The organism is Psychrobacter sp. UBA3068, assembly GCF_002366815.1.
GTDB lineage: Bacteria > Pseudomonadota > Gammaproteobacteria > Pseudomonadales > Moraxellaceae > Psychrobacter > Psychrobacter namhaensis.
In genome coordinates this window covers 74,882-90,797 of record NZ_DFBY01000019.1, presented here as the reverse complement: position 1 = coordinate 90,797, position 15,916 = coordinate 74,882, and the positions used below count along the sequence as shown (strand labels likewise).

The 15,916-nt window shown below is 45.1% G+C and carries 15 protein-coding genes; 10 read left to right on the top strand and 5 right to left on the bottom strand.

Going from position 1 to position 15,916, the window contains the following annotated elements; all coding sequences use genetic code 11:
- Positions 1 to 44: 44 nt before the first annotated feature.
- Positions 45 to 731, bottom strand: a complete 687-nt coding sequence (mtgA, locus tag B2P60_RS04590) for a monofunctional biosynthetic peptidoglycan transglycosylase (RefSeq protein WP_193006095.1) — start codon at positions 729 to 731, stop codon at positions 45 to 47.
- 232 nt (positions 732 to 963) lie between these two features.
- Here mtgA and B2P60_RS04585 point away from each other — a divergent pair, with 232 nt between their 5' ends.
- From B2P60_RS04585 to B2P60_RS04570, 4 genes are all read left to right on the top strand, one after another.
- Positions 964 to 1,290, top strand: a complete 327-nt coding sequence (locus B2P60_RS04585; protein ID WP_286739694.1) for a glutaredoxin family protein — start codon at positions 964 to 966, stop codon at positions 1,288 to 1,290.
- Positions 1,291 to 1,328: 38 nt separating this feature from the next.
- Positions 1,329 to 2,516 carry an alpha-hydroxy acid oxidase gene (locus B2P60_RS04580; RefSeq protein ID WP_230710748.1) on the top strand — a complete coding sequence of 396 codons (1,188 nt, stop codon included), beginning with the start codon at positions 1,329 to 1,331 and terminating at the stop codon, positions 2,514 to 2,516.
- Positions 2,517 to 2,616: 100 nt separating this feature from the next.
- Complete coding sequence (locus tag B2P60_RS04575; RefSeq protein ID WP_286739692.1) at positions 2,617 to 3,585, top strand: rhomboid family intramembrane serine protease; 969 nt, start codon at positions 2,617 to 2,619, stop codon at positions 3,583 to 3,585.
- Positions 3,586 to 3,708: 123 nt separating this feature from the next.
- On the top strand, positions 3,709 to 4,518 hold the full coding sequence (locus B2P60_RS04570) for a MipA/OmpV family protein (RefSeq protein WP_286739691.1): 810 nt from the start codon (positions 3,709 to 3,711) through the stop codon (positions 4,516 to 4,518).
- Between the two features lie 208 nt (positions 4,519 to 4,726).
- Here B2P60_RS04570 and B2P60_RS04565 read toward each other — a convergent pair whose 3' ends face one another.
- The 3 genes from B2P60_RS04565 to fumC all read right to left on the bottom strand — a co-directional run bounded on the left by B2P60_RS04565 (position 4,727) and on the right by fumC (position 7,044).
- Positions 4,727 to 5,200: a hypothetical protein gene (locus tag B2P60_RS04565; RefSeq protein WP_286739690.1), complete on the bottom strand. Its 474-nt coding sequence runs from the start codon at positions 5,198 to 5,200 to the stop codon at positions 4,727 to 4,729.
- A complete protein-coding gene (locus B2P60_RS04560; protein WP_286739689.1) occupies positions 5,197 to 5,430 on the bottom strand; it encodes a hypothetical protein in 234 nt (77 codons plus the stop codon). Before B2P60_RS04560 ends, B2P60_RS04565 begins: the two co-directional genes overlap by 4 nt.
- Before the next feature lie 210 nt (positions 5,431 to 5,640).
- On the bottom strand, positions 5,641 to 7,044 hold the full coding sequence (gene fumC / locus B2P60_RS04555) for a class II fumarate hydratase (RefSeq protein ID WP_286739687.1): 1,404 nt from the start codon (positions 7,042 to 7,044) through the stop codon (positions 5,641 to 5,643).
- A gap of 195 nt (positions 7,045 to 7,239) precedes the next feature.
- On the opposite strand from fumC, the gene B2P60_RS04550 reads away from it, so the two are divergent.
- Together B2P60_RS04550 and B2P60_RS04545 are read left to right on the top strand one after the other, a co-directional pair.
- Entirely contained in the window at positions 7,240 to 7,899 is a 660-nt protein-coding gene (locus B2P60_RS04550) for a 5-formyltetrahydrofolate cyclo-ligase (protein WP_286739685.1), read from the top strand.
- Positions 7,899 to 8,153, top strand: coding sequence for a hypothetical protein (locus B2P60_RS04545; RefSeq protein WP_193005395.1), 255 nt, complete (start codon positions 7,899 to 7,901; stop codon positions 8,151 to 8,153). Before B2P60_RS04550 ends, B2P60_RS04545 begins: the two co-directional genes overlap by 1 nt.
- 111 nt (positions 8,154 to 8,264) lie before the next feature.
- Here B2P60_RS04545 and B2P60_RS04540 read toward each other — a convergent pair whose 3' ends face one another.
- Entirely contained in the window at positions 8,265 to 9,626 is a 1,362-nt protein-coding gene (locus B2P60_RS04540) for a Na+/H+ antiporter family protein (protein WP_286739684.1), read from the bottom strand.
- 519 nt (positions 9,627 to 10,145) lie between these two features.
- Here B2P60_RS04540 and lon point away from each other — a divergent pair.
- The 4 genes from lon to B2P60_RS04520 all read left to right on the top strand — a co-directional run bounded on the left by lon (position 10,146) and on the right by B2P60_RS04520 (position 15,874).
- Positions 10,146 to 12,731, top strand: coding sequence for an endopeptidase La (gene lon / locus B2P60_RS04535; RefSeq protein ID WP_286739682.1), 2,586 nt, complete (start codon positions 10,146 to 10,148; stop codon positions 12,729 to 12,731).
- 143 nt (positions 12,732 to 12,874) lie between these two features.
- Complete coding sequence (locus B2P60_RS04530) at positions 12,875 to 13,993, top strand: META domain-containing protein (protein ID WP_286739681.1); 1,119 nt, start codon at positions 12,875 to 12,877, stop codon at positions 13,991 to 13,993.
- 37 nt (positions 13,994 to 14,030) lie between these two features.
- The gene (locus B2P60_RS04525; protein ID WP_198333970.1) at positions 14,031 to 15,089 is read left to right on the top strand and encodes an META domain-containing protein; all 1,059 of its coding nucleotides are present in this window, start codon (positions 14,031 to 14,033) and stop codon (positions 15,087 to 15,089) included.
- A 227-nt stretch (positions 15,090 to 15,316) separates the two neighbouring features.
- On the top strand, positions 15,317 to 15,874 hold the full coding sequence (locus B2P60_RS04520) for a superoxide dismutase family protein (RefSeq protein ID WP_193005397.1): 558 nt from the start codon (positions 15,317 to 15,319) through the stop codon (positions 15,872 to 15,874).
- Positions 15,875 to 15,916: the final 42 nt, after the last annotated feature.

Genomic DNA, 15,916 nt, shown 5'->3' with positions numbered 1-15,916 from the left:
AACATCTTACCACTACTCAACTTCCATCTCACACAAATAGTACCTTAAGCTGATTGAGGTAACGCTGCATTTTTCATACGTTTTTTGATAATACGCTGTTTATTGCGCAGGCTTCTGTCACCTTGGTTGTCTTCATAGTACTTTGGGTTAGTCAGCATAGCGATAAGCAAGGCTGATTCATCGCGATTCAGGTTGGCCGCTGACTTATCAAAGTAGTGCTGCGCCGCCGCTTCGATACCATAAATACCATTGCCAAACTCTGCCACATTGAGATAAGCGGTCAAGATACGCGTCTTATCCCACAACGTCTCAATCATTAATGTGATCACTGCTTCTTCGGCTTTACGAACGTACGAGCGATGGGAGGTCAAAAACAAATTTTTTGCCAACTGCTGCGTAATCGTTGAGCCACCCGCTGACATCTTACCTGTCTCTTCGTTTTTCTTACGGGCAGCCTCGATACCTTTAAAATCAAAGCCACTATGCTGGCTAAACGTCGAGTCTTCACTCACTATCGCGGCTTGCTTGGCAGATTTTGCAATCGCATCGTACTCTGTCCATGTTTGCGTGACATCCCCACCTGTTAAACGATGGGTCAGCATAAACATGCTGTTATTAATAGGCTGCGTTTTCCAAATTAACAGCAGACCTGCGACCAACACATGGAATGCGACCACTAACAACATGATTGCTAATAATAGTCGTTTAATAAATTTGCTAAAACTTGCCATGCGAGATACCCAAGTGATTGAAAAGATAATAAGATAAAGTAAGACGCTATTCGTCAAAAACGAGAAGCCAATAACGATGACGCACTAATTAAAAACAGCAGGTCATCTTACCTAATCTCACAATCGCTGTCATTATTTACCCCACTTCTTTATCATGTCATAAAGGCCAAACAATATTCACAGTTTTGATGAAACCTCTAAACGAGCACCGTGTGAAGACAAGGGAATAAACATGCACGACAACCATATAGACGATGACAATATAAACATATTAAGGGCACGAATAATTGAGGAGATCCCTCCCCTTGGTACGGCGCAAAACCTTGATAAATGGTGGCTACTTGGCACCTCTGGCTGTCATTTATGTGAACTCGCTGACCAACTCATCACTCAGTTTCAAGCGGTACAGCCCATTGCTTACGAACATGTCGATATCGCTGACTTGGATGAGTCACTGATGATGACATTTGCGACCACCATTCCTGTCATTTTGACACCCACCAAACGCTTAGACTATCCGTTTTCGGTCATGGATTTACAGCAACTGCTCACTCCATAGTCTTAAGCGATTAATCACCTCTCTGCAGCGAGAAAATCATGAAGAACTTAGAAAAAGTGACAGACATTGAAGATCTACGGCGAGTGGCCGAACGTAAAGTACCGCGTATGTTTTATGATTATGTCGATTCAGGCTCATGGACTGAGACCACTTACCGTAATAATGAAAGCGATTTTGACCGTATTAAGCTGCGTCAGCGCGTATTGGTCAATATGGACAATCGCAGTCTGGCCACGCACATGCTGGGTGAGCCAGTCAAAATGCCAGTCGCCATCGCGCCAACTGGATTTACGGGTATGATGTGGGCGGATGGAGAGATTCATGCGGCAAAAGCAGCAGAAAACTTCGGTGTACCCTTCTCTTTATCAACCATGAGTATTTGCTCTATCGAGGACATCGCCGCCCATACCAGCAAGCCGTTTTGGTTTCAGCTGTACGTGATGCGCGATCAAGCCTTTATGGCCAATCTGATACGCCGTGCCAAGGAGGCAAATTGCTCTGCACTTATCTTAACGGCCGACTTGCAAGTACTCGGCCAACGCCACAAAGATATTAAAAATGGGTTATCCGCGCCGCCCAAACCGACATTGACCAATATTCTCAATCTCATGACCAAGCCGCAGTGGTGCCTGAACATGCTCGGTACGAAAAGACGCACGTTTGGCAATATCGTCGGTCATGCAAAAGACGTGGAGGATCTCTCATCTTTATCCGCTTGGACGGCAGAACAGTTTGATCCTGCGCTAAGCTGGGACGATGTCGCCCGTATCAAAGACATGTGGGGCGGCAAGCTGATCATCAAAGGCATCATGGAGCCTGAAGATGCCATCATGGCTGCTCGGAGCGGAGCGGATGCGCTGGTGGTGTCAAACCATGGTGGACGTCAATTAGATGGTGCGCTCTCCTCTATCTCTGCCCTCACCGACATTGTACAGGCTGTCCATGCTGAAAATAGCAATATCGAGGTGTGGCTCGACAGTGGCATTCGTTCTGGTCAAGATGTGTTAAAGGCCATCTCTTTGGGTGCCAAAGGCACGATGATCGGCCGCGCCTTTCTGTATGGGCTGGGCGCGTATGGTGAGGATGGCGTGCGCCGTGCGCTGGAGCTGATTTATAAAGAGTGTGATGTATCCATGGCATTTTGTGGTCATACAGACATCAATAAAGTCACAGAAGATATTTTAGTAAAAGGGACTTATGAGAATCTTAAAGTTAGCCATTTTTAACACTGACACCCTTTAAACAATGGCGGCACGCTTATGGATGACGTGGTCTGGCCATACCCTGTATACTTTACTGACCAACTTTTAGTAACCGTTAGCTTTTATGACCATTCAACAATTATTAAAAACAGCGCCCGTCACCACTTTGCTACTGATCAGCTTTATTGGGCTGTTTGTCCTGCAAGTGCTGACAGGTGTCGACGCCAACAACCCCTCGACTGAGGCGCTGCTAAAATGGGGCGCCAATGCCTTACCTTTTACGATGGGTGATGAGCCGTGGCGATTGGTCAGCAGTGCGTTTTTGCATATCGGCCTCATGCATCTATTGTTCAATGGCTTTGCCATGTACTTTTTTGGACAAGTGGCCGAGCCCATGTTTGGCTCAGCCAAGTTTTTGGCATTGTTTTTATTGGCGGCAATCGGCGGCAACCTGCTTAACAATCATGTCACTTGGCAGAGCATCTTAGAGGGTACAGGACAACCGGGGCTATCAGCGGGAGCGTCTGGTGGTATCATGGGTATCGGGGCGGCATTATTGATAGCGGCGCTGTTTAAGATATCGGTCAATGGCATGGTGCTCAATCTTAAAAGCTTGGTGTTTATCATGGGTATCAACCTTGTGTATGGGTTCGCGGTACCCGGTATCGATAATGCGGGTCATATCGGCGGCGCGATCACAGGGCTGGTGATTGCACTGGCTTTTGCGATTGCCTACCGTCAGCGTATGGCAGTCACGGTGCAAAATACGCCTGTCGCTCATCGCCCTTATCAAAATAACGACCAGAGCCATTATCAAACTGACTATCAAGCCCGCTATATCGATCAGCCCTCGAGCCTTGATACTTACTCGGCCAGTCACCATGCCGAGTTTGATAACCGTACTGGCATAGATTCAAATATCAATATCCCTACGGCTCATACCAGTGTGACAGAACAAAAAACGCCTGCGACACCCTCGCTTATCTGGACACTGCTGCCATGGGTAATGATGTTATTGATCAGTATTGGCTTTGTTTGGTGGTGGCAAGATATTCATTATCAAATAGTACAAGTATTAAAAACCATTGAGTAAACCACGGTACTTATTTATCATGGCTAAATAGCTGATAAAAACAGCGTACTCACGTCACTTGCGCTACGCCATGACGCCGACCAGATTACTCTACTCAACCATGCCCACACACGAGACTCAATTATGTTTAAACTTGCAGCGCTACCTCACCTATCTACGCGCAACTTATTGGGCGCATTCACGGCTACTGCGTTATGCAGTATGGCTAGCATGTCCAGTGCCGCCCCTTTTAAAAACCTCCCTGCTGACCAAGATGCCGTCTTGAGCGTTGGGGTAAACGTCATGGCGGTCAAATCAGCCTATGATCTAGAAGACAGTACCGAGGTGCGGGTGCTGCCAGGGGCGTTTTATGATAATAATAAGTTCTATATCCGCGGTGCCCAAGCTGGGGCATATCTGATCAATGATGGGGCCAATCAGCTGTCCGCCTATGCCAAGCTTGCGGGTTCTGAGTTTGAGCCTGACGACGCCAATGGCGCCCTTCAAGATCTTGATAAACGTAAATCATCAGTAGAGGCGGGCCTGAGCTATCAGCGCCGTACGGCTATCGGCGGTTTCCGTGCTCAGTTTGGGGCGGATGTGTTAGATAATAGTGGTGGTAACACTGGGCGCTTGACCTACCTTGCCAGATATAGCAAGGACAAGCTAACAGTCTATCCAAGCTTTGGCTTTGAATATCATGATGCTGACTACAACGAATACTATTATGGCGTCAGTGAGGAAGAATCAGCAGAAACTGGCGTTGCCGCTTATAAATCTAACTCAAGCTTGAACCCTTATATCAATATCAGCGCCAACTATGATTTCAATGATAAATGGGCAGGGTTTGCCAATCAAAGCTTAAGTTATTTGTCGAATGAGCAATATGACAGCCCAATGGTAGACTCACGTACTGAGGCGACGACGACGCTTGGTTTGCTTTATAAGTTCTAATTAAGCCTAAACTGTTGATATGAAAAAGACCTTACCACATAACGCGGCAAGGTCTTTTTTAGCTTTAGATGTAGATACAATCGCATCTAGCGATGCTGATAAAATATATACTCTTGAAACATGTGCCTATTCCTTATTCTAAATTATGTTCTGATTCGAACTTATATGCAAAGAAAATTAATTTAAAATAAGTACATGATCGTACTTATTACAGAGAAGTCCAAAATATCTCTTCATACTTTTTGCCACTTTCGTTTTCCCAACTTACCATAGACTGGTATTTGCTAGGACTATTCATATGTAGGGAGGCTAAGAGCTTAATTCTTGAACTTGGCTTCATTTCTTGGTAAGGGAACATTTCTGATAACTCGGAATCAAATAGAGGACTGTCTTCGCAGTCAATCAATTCAAAATTAACATTATATGCACTACCTTGTCCTGTATTAGAAATATAGAAATTATAAGTCTTCCCTAACTTAGTCAGGCTCACATTAAACTTAGGCTTCGTTTTTTCTGTTTTTTGCTCAGTAATACTTTCTATTTGAAGTCGAGATAACTCTGCTGTTACCTTTTCAAGTTCTAATTGTTCCTTAGCTAGCTCTCTTGTACGAACTAAAGAAATAGTTGAAATTATTGCTGCTAAAATAGAGATTATTAGACTTAAAACTTCAAATTTGCTCATTTGAAGCCCTTAAATAAATTTTTAACTAGTTTTTCGGCTTCTGCTTTCACTTCAGGTATGGCTACATCTTTCGCTTGCGCAAACCCTACTTCTTTTAAATCAGCTAGCATGATTTCAAAGTTACATTTATCACACTTAACAAAATCATTGTCTTGTAAGTTCTCTGGATGCTCAAACTCATTATGACCACATTGAGGACATTGTATTTTTATACGATCAGTTTTAGTCATATTAATTCCTTGTTAGCGTAAGCATAATAATCAGTCTTTCTAGGATACTAGCACTTACATCACGTATTTAAAAACATTAAACGGGTAGTAGACTCACATAGATTAGTAAGTACAAGAAAAACATAGAATTGACCTCAAAAGCGTAAATAAAAAGACCTTGCCACATGACGTGACAAGGTCTTTTTTTATGCTAAGAAAGTATTAAATAACTTACTTAGGATGTACCATATCCGCAGGCGTTACCCACTCATCAAACTGCGCTTCAGTTAATAGCTCCAGCTCAACCGCAACTTGCTTCAAGGTTTTGTTTTCTTTATAAGCCGTCTTAGCGATTTTTGCCGCGTTTTCATAACCAACATGGCGGTTCAACGCGGTGACTAGCATCAATGAGTTGTGCAAGAAGTCATCGATTTTATCTTTTACGGGCTCGATACCCACCGCACAGTTTTCGTTAAAGCTGTTGCACGCATCACCAAGCAGTTTAATTGATTGCAACAAGTTGAATGCGATCACTGGCTTATACACGTTTAGCTCAAAGTTACCTGACGCGCCAGCCATGCTGATCGTCGTGTCATTACCCATGACTTGCGCCACAGCCATCGTCATAGCTTCTGACTGAGTTGGGTTTACTTTGCCTGGCATGATAGAAGAGCCTGGCTCGTTCTCAGGAATCGTCAACTCGCCCAGACCGCAACGAGGGCCAGATGCCAACCAGCGTACGTCGTTCGCGATTTTATTTAAGCTACCTGCCAACGTCTTTAGGGCGCCTGACGCAAATACTTCGGCATCACGAGCCGCTAGTGCTTCAAATTTATTTGGTGACGTCACAAATGGCAAGCCAGTCAATGTTGCTAATTGCTCAGCAGCTTTTACTGCGTAGTCAGGATGGGCATTTAGACCAGTACCAACCGCTGTACCGCCTAGTGGCAACTCATATAGACCTTGTAGTGCATTGTCAATACGAGTCAATGAGTGGTCCAGTTGGCTGACATAGCCGCTGAACTCTTGGCCTAGGGTCAAAGGCGTGGCGTCTTGCAAATGGGTACGACCGATTTTTACGATGCTATCGAATTCTTTGGCTTTTTTGTCCAACGTATCGCGTAGTGCGGTAACCGCAGGAATCAACAAGCTGTTGATCTGACGAGCCGCAGCCACACGAATCGCCGTTGGGAAGCTGTCATTGGTAGATTGCGCGTGGTTTACATGGTCATTCGGGTGAATTGGCGTATAGCTGCCACGCTCAGAACCAGCGATTTCGTTGGCACGGTTGGCAAGTACTTCGTTCATGTTCATGTTTGACTGTGTACCAGAACCCGTCTGCCATACGACGAGGGGAAACTGATCCGTTAGACCACCGTTGATGATTTCGTCAGCAGCCTGTACGATTAAGTCACGCTTGTCCCCTTCGATACGCTCAAGACTGGCGTTGGTAATCGCAGCAGCCTTTTTAACCATTGCCATCGCTTCGATCATCGGACGCGGCAATGTCTCGCCACCGATTTTGAAGTTTTCGCGGCTACGCTGAGTTTGCGCGCCCCAATAAGCATCAGCTGGGACTTCCACGTTGCCCATGGTATCTTTTTCCGTACGAGTTGCCTGATTCTGTGTCGACATAACTACCCTCTTTGATGATTTGATGTATGGCTGAGCCGTAAAAAGTGCAACATCTGCTGCACATAAAGAAGAATACGATGTAAAGTGGCGTTATGATAGCATGACTAGGCCGTGTTGAATATTCACAAATAAGCTTTGCTAGCGTCTAAAAGCACCAGCCCTCATCAACTTAATACATGATCGGATAGTGTCTCTATGCCTCCTGAACCAAACAATCCTAAGTTACCTGAATTGAAGGCGTCTAAAGCCAGTAACCCACCCAGACGTTTGTTTACGCGTCAGCGTCGTCAGTTAAGTGATGGTGAGCGTAGACAATATGCTCAGTCCGCAAGCTTGCATTTAACCAAATTACAGCAGCGGTTGCCAATCAATGCGCGTATTGGTCTATATTATGATGGTTTTGGCGAGCTGCCCACTCAGCCACTACTGGATTGGTGCAAGCGCTTAGGCTATTTACCTTATTTGCCTGTGGTCGGTTCACTTGGTCGTACTAGCAATGGCAATGACGATAAGCGATTGCGTTTTGTACCAATTTATCATTCAAAACTAATCAATGTCCCCACTCGCATTCATCAGCTCGGCATGAAGCAAAATCACAGTCGCGCTCTGCTATGGGCGTCAGAACTAGACGTGATTATCTGTCCGTTAGTCGCGGTCGATAAACACGGTAATCGTATGGGCATGGGTGGCGGATTTTATGACACCACGCTTGGTAAAATCTATCAGTCAGGGGCTAAAAAACCCCTTAAAATTGGCTGGTGTTATGATTTTCAAGTGGTTGACACCTTGCAACGGCAACCTTGGGATGTGCCGTTAGACGGTTTGATTACGCCAAATGGGATAAGGTGGTTTTGATGAAAGATAATAAAAAGTCTGAAAAAGACGCTAACGCTGCTGATTCCAGTGCAGACAGGGTGGATGAATATTTGCAAACGTTAGGCAATGAAGATGCTAGAGAGCAACGTTACTACAGTCAAGAGCAGCCATTTAGCTCTGAGGAGATGACAAGGCTCGTCAATGAAGAACGCTTAAATGAGTTGCTCGCGCAAAGTGATGATTTTTTGAGTAGTTTAAATGATGAGATCAATGATTTTGATGATGAATACTAAGAAATACATCGATTAAGCAATGAGTAAAAGTGAAAAAGGCGAGTATAGTTACTATTTATAATAGTTGCTATACCCGCCTTTTATATCAAACCCAACCATTCAAGTCATTTGCTAAAGCACCATCGCCGCAATCCAGCCAAACACCAGTAGTGGTATGTTGTAGTGCAAAAATGTCGGTACCACACTGTCTTTGATATGGTCATGCTGACCGTCGATGTTTAGACCAGAGGTTGGCCCAAGGGTTGAGTCTGACGCAGGCGATCCCGCGTCACCGAGCGCGCCAGCCGTACCAATAATTGCAACCGTCGCGAGTGGTGAAAACCCTAGAGAGATACACAGCGGTACATAAATCGCGGCCAAAATAGGAATGGTCGAAAACGACGAACCAATACCCATGGTCACAATCAAACCAATGAGTAGCATAATAAATGCCGCCATGGCTTTGTTACCAGCGAACAGCGACGCGGCACCATCAACCAATGGCTGAATCTGCTCGGTCGCTTTCATGACTTCTGCAAAGCCCTGCGCGGTAATCATAATAAAACCAATCATCGCCATCAGCTTGATACCGTCATTAAAGACACCATCCGCATCACGCCACTTGACCACTCCTGTTGCCATAAAAACACCAAAACCAAACATCGAGCCCAGTAGTAGCGAGTCCGTGTAAAGCTGGACAACAAAAGCGGTGACAATGGCAGCTAGTGCCACCAGCGTTTTAAGCTTGCTTTGCGACTGGGCACCAGCGGCCGTTTTACTAAGCGCATCCCCCTCTACCACTGCGTCGCGTGCTTCTTTGTCTATCGCCACTTGCTTATACTCTCGCGGCTTACGATAACTAATAAATACCGCTATTAGCAAACCAATCAGCATACCCAATGCAGGAATAGCCATGGCTGTCACCACAGAGAGATTGGCAACATCAATACCCGCTTCACCCACGTTTTTGAGCATGATTTGGTTGAGATAAATATCACCGAAGCCATACGGAATAAACATATAGGTGGTGACCAGCCCGAAAGTAATCAGACAAGCAATCAGACGTCTATCAATGTGCATTCGATTAAACGCCAACAACAATGGCGGCACAAGCAGCGGGATAAACGCAATGTGAATAGGAATTAAATTTTGACTAAAGCAGCTCATGGTGATTAAGCCGGCAAACAGCATGTACTTAATCATGCCACTCGTGCCAGCGGCGTCAATGCGCTTGATGACCGCCCCTGCCAAAGACTGCGGCAAGCCCGAATGCGCAATCGCAACCGCAAAGGCGCCAAGTAACGCATATGAGAGCGCGATTTGCGCACCATTACGAATACCTTCTTGAAAGGCCTCTAAAGTATCTGTGATGCCAAGACCCGCCAGCAGGCCGCCCGCCAGCGCCCCAATTAGTAAACTGAGCACCACGTGCACTCGCGAAAGTGACAGCCCCAGCATGATGATGACTGCCAGCAGTACTGCATTGATTGCCATGTGTTGTCCTTTGTTCGGTCTGATCGCTCTGTTTGGTCTGATTGCGACCTATGAATAACTTAAAACCTGTGAATACGGCCTTAGCGTCACAAACGACTTCTATGGTCGTTATAAAATAAAAGTGAGACGCTAATATTGGCGCGCGTCAGTTTACCTTATTTTGCCTATAAAACCTATGTATAGAACCCAATAGGCATTAGCTGCATGCTATAGTCAGTTACAAATAAAATCGATACGTTCATCGCTATAGGCGACTGGGGTGAATTTTTCGTAGCCTCTGTGACAGTAGCAAGCAAGGAAGATTTATACCAGTCGCAGAGTAACGATTTTAAGGTGGAGGTGCGGTAACGCATTCAACTTATTACGTTCTTCATTTTAATATTTAGACACGTACAACAATTTAACGAATATAAGCAGGTGACTTGACCAATAAGCCTTGCAATTTTATCTGTGAGCACCATTTATCTAAACATGAACCACGAACTTGACTTTACAAGTCTGGTGAACGAGGAAGAATATATGAGTGAACATAAAATTGCCCAAGACAATATCGACATCGATATCGACGTTTCATCTACTGCCGCAGAAGACAGCACGCTAGAAAGCTCGTCTGATAACGAGTTAGATGCAACCTCGAATACTGTTACAGACAATGATAGTCATGACAGTACGGTTAAAAACGATGGTACTGAAGACTATTTACCATTATTGGCACTGCGAGACGTTGTCGTTTATCCACACATGCAAATTGCCCTATTTGTGGGACGTGCGCCATCGGTGAAAGCCGTCGAATTGGCCCAAGCCGAGTACGGCAACAAGGTACTGGTTGTGGCGCAAAAAGACTCACTGACCGAAGACATCGATCAAGACAACTTATATCAATATGGTACGGTGTGCCGTATCGTCAGCACCATGCCGCATGATAGCGATGAGAGCTGCATCAAAGTATTGATCGAAGGTCAGTACCGTGCACGCGTCGATAGTATTGAAAATCACGACGATTTGTTAATGGCGAGCTTTGAGCGGGCCGACCTTGATGTCAGCATGGATGAGAGCCAACAAAAAAACACCATCCAAGCTTTGACCACGTTGTTTGAAAGCTATGCAGATGCGCGTCTGCGTAATGCGCGTGAGTTGACGCGTGTGGCGAAGCGTATTGACGACTTACTTGAGCTGGTCTATTTCATCTCAACCCGTGTCTCGATGGACCTTGACGTAAAGCAGTCTTTCTTAGAACAAGACGATATCAAAACGCATATCAACACCTTGACTGAGTACTTGGTCAAGCAAAGTGCTGAACAAAACATCGAACAAGATATCCAAGATGCCGTGCGTCAGCAAATGGAAGACAATCAGCGCGAATACTTCTTAAATGAGAAGATGAAAGCCATTAAAAATGAGCTGTCAGATATGAATGACGGCGCGTTCGATGGTGAAGACGATGTGGCTGAGCTTGAGCAGCGTTTAGAAGAGGCGGACTTGCCAGATGATGTGCGCAAAAAAGCCGAGCAAGAGTTTAAAAAACTCAAAATGATGCCGCCTGCGTCGAGTGAATCGTCAGTGGTACGCAACTATATCGAATGGATTTTGGATACGCCGTGGAATGCGACGACCAAAGTCTCTATCAATCTAGACAAAGCCAAAACCGTCTTAGATGAAGACCATTACGGCTTGCAAGATGTGAAAGATCGCATCTTAGAGTATCTCGCCGTTCAGTCACGCGTGAAAAAACTGCGTGGTCCGATTCTTTGTCTCGTCGGGCCGCCAGGGGTGGGTAAAACCTCACTGGGTGAGTCGATCGCTCGCGCAACTGGCCGTAAGTTTGTCCGTATGGCATTGGGCGGCGTACGTGATGAAGCAGAGATTCGTGGTCATCGCCGTACTTATATCGGTGCCATGCCAGGTAAAATCGTGCAATCACTGGCAAAAGCTGAAGTCAAAAACCCGCTGTTCTTGTTGGATGAAATCGATAAAATGGCGCAAGACTTCCGCGGTGACCCAGCGTCAGCCTTGCTTGAAGTATTAGATCCATCACAGAACGATACGTTTAATGACCATTATTTAGATATGGACCTAGACTTATCACAAGTGATGTTCATCTGTACGGCCAATAGTATGGACATCCCGCCCGCCCTTCTTGACCGCATGGAAGTCATTCGTCTGCCGGGCTATACCGAAGAAGAGAAAGTCAATATCGCGCAGAAGTATCTGGTGCCCAAAGCCATTAAGCAAAATGGTCTCAAAGAAGGCGAAATTGAGATTGTTGAAGCGGCATTGCATAGCATCGTACGCAGCTACACGCGTGAAGCTGGTGTGCGTAACCTTGAGCGTGAAGTGAATAAAATCTGCCGCAAAGTGGTTCGCGGTTCGGTTGAGACGCATGGCGCTCGCGCTCCGAAAAAAGCAGAACGCGAACTGGTCGTGGTCGATGACAAAAACATCGATGACTATCTAGGGGTGCATCAGTATGACTACGGTCTGGCGGAAGAAGAGCCTGAGATTGGTCGTATTACGGGGCTTGCATGGACACAAGTCGGTGGTGAGCTCTTAACCATCGAAGCAGTTGCGATGAAAGGCAAAGGTGAGCTTAGCTTTACGGGCTCACTCGGTGATGTGATGAAAGAGTCTATTCGCGCTGCCATGAGTGTGGTGCGTGCCCGCGGTGACAGCCTAGGCATTGACTATGAAACGGTCAAAACAACTGACGTCCACGTGCACATGCCAGAAGGTGCAACACCAAAAGATGGTCCATCTGCCGGTGGCGCTCTGACAACCGCACTGGTCTCTGCCTTGACGGGTATCGCCATTCGTCCAGACATTGCCATGACAGGTGAGATCACCTTACGCGGTAAAATCCTGCGCATCGGCGGTCTCAAAGAGAAGTTACTCGCGGCCCATCGCGGTGGTATCAAACACGTCTTGATTCCAGCATCTAATGAGCGTGACTTGGCTGATATCCCTGACAATGTCAAAGCAGGTTTGACCATTCAACCAGTGGCGACGATTGATGAGATATTAAAAGTGGCTTTGGTCAGTATGCCAATTCCACTTAAGCCAGCCAAAGTAACCGTTGATAAAACCTCTGGCAAAGCGCTACACAACTAATTGATGAGTCATTAGTTAAGTCTTAAAAGTAAAAATCCGCTCACTGTTATGGTGGGCGGATTTTTTTTGGCAATAATAAAAAACAATGTCCTTAAAATATTATGATATATTTCAAACAAATGTCCATTAAGTAGGAATATATAATGTTAAACCGTTTAAGGGCGTCTCTAGTTGTAATAAGCACATTACTACCAATCGCTTTATTGGGTTGTCAGTCCAATAGTGTTAATAATTCAGCACAAACCGGTACCGTCATTGACAATAAAAACTGGTCAGCCGCTACCCTAAAGCCTAGGCTGTTTCAGAACATCACAAGCTATAACTGGCAATTGACCCACGTCAGTAACGATAAAGACAAGCTCATACGCGCCAACCTTCAGCCACCCCTAACGATGGACGTTCGCCCAGACCTATTAACCTTTGATGATGGCTGTTACCGATACCTTGTGTCCTTTGATATGTGGCTGCCTCTACCTTACCCTTATACACAGGCATCAATACAAGATATGGCCAAATCACCAGTCACGGCTGCTGACTGCACTGCGATATATCAAGCAACCACCCAAGACTGGCGCGGTAATAAAATCATCCCTAGCGATACAGCACATCTGTTAAACACGACTTTTAAGCCCTATGCAGGAACAGATTTTACATTTGACCCCGCGCGGCCTCAGTCAGTACGTGCTACCAAAACCGTAGAAAAACAGCTGGCTTTGAAGACGGATAAGGGCAAAACCCTTGTCTTTACGGGCACACCAAAACCTAAACACTTGGGAGCTGGCATACCACTCACCAATGAATTATTAGAGAGCTATCGCTGGCAGCTGGTACAAGTGACGAACAAAGCAGGCGCAGTCATGAGCGAATTTACGCAAACAGAAAAGCCTATTATACTTTCCTATGGTTTGAATAACTATAGTGGCGATGAAAGTGACAAACAAAATGGCTTTAAGTCAGGTATATATGGTCAAAACTTTGGTGTGTCTGTGGGCTGCAACGGCGTTGGTGGGCCTTATGCCCTCTCTGTCAATCAAAGTTTACTTACTGGCAGCTCTCCTTCCACCATGATGAGCTGTGGCGATGCTCTTGATGATATCGAATCACGGCTTCGACGTATGATGACCCATAGCACGAGTCAACTGATCTTAACGCACGCAGATAATGCACCAACTAGTGCTACTGAGCAATCAGAGCCAAGCTACTTACTGACTCAACAGCTAGATTCTGGCGAGACACTCATTTGGAAAAATACCTCTAAATAATGGATAGATCATTAAGAAAAATAAAAAGGATTCTATAATGAAAAAAGTAATACTTGCCAGCGTAATGTTTTGTAGTACATTGCTTGCACTATCAGGTTGCCAATCGATGAGTAACACATCATTATCTATGTCAGACAGTATTGCACAAACCGATACAGTCGAGATTCCAGAGAATAAAGTGATGCAATGGAGCAGTGGCTACAACTGGCAACTGTCAGAGGTAACGCGATATGACGGTCAGCCCATCACTATCCACGGTACAGATCCTATCCGTTTGGCTATTGACCCAGGTAGCCTGCATTTTTATCAAGGTTGCAATCACGATAAAATCGATCTATTTACTGGCGCGCCTCCATACAGTTATGCCAGCTATATTGTACAGTTACCAGCGACCTGCACGACAAGTAGGCCTGATGACCACAATATCCGCACGCTGTTTCAGGACTACGGCACGTATCTTTTTGGGATTAAGTTGCTACCTACAGTACCATCAACCTCACAAGGTAATACGTTTGCTGCGCCAAAGCGCCTTGCACTTATCATGGAAAACGGCAATCAACTTGTCTTTACAGGGATGGCAAAAACGCTACCTGCACCTACGAGTTTACCGATAAATGCTGAACTATTAAAGCGCTATGACTGGCATTTGGTCAGTGCTGTCGATAATCATTACGATGACAAAGGGCAGCTTGTTTCTAGAAAACCTATAGGTAATTTCTATCATTCTGACTGGCCTATTTCTGTTACCTTTAGAGACGATTCTGACCAAACATACGTATCATTTAATTCTGGCTGTAACGGCTCTGGTGCCCCTTATTTTCTACTGGACGATAATACGCTAAAAATTGGCATGATTATCAGCACGATGATGGGCTGCGGTGAGACGGGCAATCGCATTGAAACTGCTCTTTTTAATCTAATGCGTGATAGCAGTAGCCAGCTTAGCTTAAGTCTGCAATCCTCAGAGGAAATGTCAACATCATCAAAAAACCAAACAGACATGCCTAGCTATAATTTATTGCAAACGATGGAATCAGGTGAAACCTTAGTCTGGCAAAACCAAGAACTACCAAAGAGAGTTTACGATACTAAATAAAAATGGTGGTCGTAATATGAGTAGGTGATGCTGATACCTCTTTTCTAAAACAATTTTCAAACCCATACGTTACTTACATTTATTAACCGACTGTTGCGCATTTGATGAATAACTATAGCGAGCGCTTGGCTATACTAATCCGTGACAATAAGGAATGTTCGAACATTTTAAATAAAATTATAGCTAAATATATTCGTCATAATGATTAACGATAAATGGAGATAACAATGAATAAGACAATGCTTGCAAGTGCGTTACTATGTGGTTCAGCCTTAGCGATGACTGGTTGCCAAACAGTGGCAGATCAAATGCAAACTGGCAATCCTTTGAGCCAGCCTGTGTTAAAGTCAACGATCAAAGCAGTTGATGGTAATAAAAATGAAGTTGGACAAGTATTTTTACGCCCAGTTGATGGCGGTGTCCAAGTGTACGGCAAACTTATGAACTTACAACCGGGCAAAACAGTTGCCCTACACATTCATGAAACGGGTAGCTGTGCCAATATGGGCAAAGCGGCAGGTGGCCACTTTAACCCAGATAACAACCCACACGCCCATCCAGATGATATGAATGGACATGCTGGCGACTTGCCAAACTTAACTGCCAATGAAGATGGCGTTGCTACGATTAATTATGTGAATAAAAAAATCTCTGCTGCTGAAGTAGGCAAATACAGCGTCAATCGCTTGGCATTTATCGTCCACGCTAACGCTGATGACTATCAGAGCCAGCCATCTGGTAACGCTGGTGAACGCGTCGCTTGTGGTATCATCGAAAAAACCTAATTCTCATAATGGTTTAAGATATAGTGGCTTAATATTAAGCAC

Coding starts and splice junctions, on each gene's coding strand:
- B2P60_RS04575 (WP_286739692.1), top strand. CDS start 2,617: ATGACCATTCAACAATTATTAAAAACAGCGCCCGTCACCACTTTGCTA.
- B2P60_RS04565 (WP_286739690.1), bottom strand. CDS start 5,200: ATGAGCAAATTTGAAGTTTTAAGTCTAATAATCTCTATTTTAGCAGCA.
- B2P60_RS04520 (WP_193005397.1), top strand. CDS start 15,317: ATGAATAAGACAATGCTTGCAAGTGCGTTACTATGTGGTTCAGCCTTA.
- B2P60_RS04570 (WP_286739691.1), top strand. CDS start 3,709: ATGTTTAAACTTGCAGCGCTACCTCACCTATCTACGCGCAACTTATTG.
- B2P60_RS04550 (WP_286739685.1), top strand. CDS start 7,240: ATGCCTCCTGAACCAAACAATCCTAAGTTACCTGAATTGAAGGCGTCT.
- B2P60_RS04525 (WP_198333970.1), top strand. CDS start 14,031: ATGAAAAAAGTAATACTTGCCAGCGTAATGTTTTGTAGTACATTGCTT.
- B2P60_RS04580 (WP_230710748.1), top strand. CDS start 1,329: ATGAAGAACTTAGAAAAAGTGACAGACATTGAAGATCTACGGCGAGTG.
- B2P60_RS04540 (WP_286739684.1), bottom strand. CDS start 9,626: ATGGCAATCAATGCAGTACTGCTGGCAGTCATCATCATGCTGGGGCTG.
- B2P60_RS04560 (WP_286739689.1), bottom strand. CDS start 5,430: ATGACTAAAACTGATCGTATAAAAATACAATGTCCTCAATGTGGTCAT.
- fumC (WP_286739687.1), bottom strand. CDS start 7,044: ATGTCGACACAGAATCAGGCAACTCGTACGGAAAAAGATACCATGGGC.
- B2P60_RS04530 (WP_286739681.1), top strand. CDS start 12,875: ATGTTAAACCGTTTAAGGGCGTCTCTAGTTGTAATAAGCACATTACTA.
- lon (WP_286739682.1), top strand. CDS start 10,146: ATGAGTGAACATAAAATTGCCCAAGACAATATCGACATCGATATCGAC.
- mtgA (WP_193006095.1), bottom strand. CDS start 731: ATGGCAAGTTTTAGCAAATTTATTAAACGACTATTATTAGCAATCATG.
- B2P60_RS04545 (WP_193005395.1), top strand. CDS start 7,899: ATGAAAGATAATAAAAAGTCTGAAAAAGACGCTAACGCTGCTGATTCC.
- B2P60_RS04585 (WP_286739694.1), top strand. CDS start 964: ATGCACGACAACCATATAGACGATGACAATATAAACATATTAAGGGCA.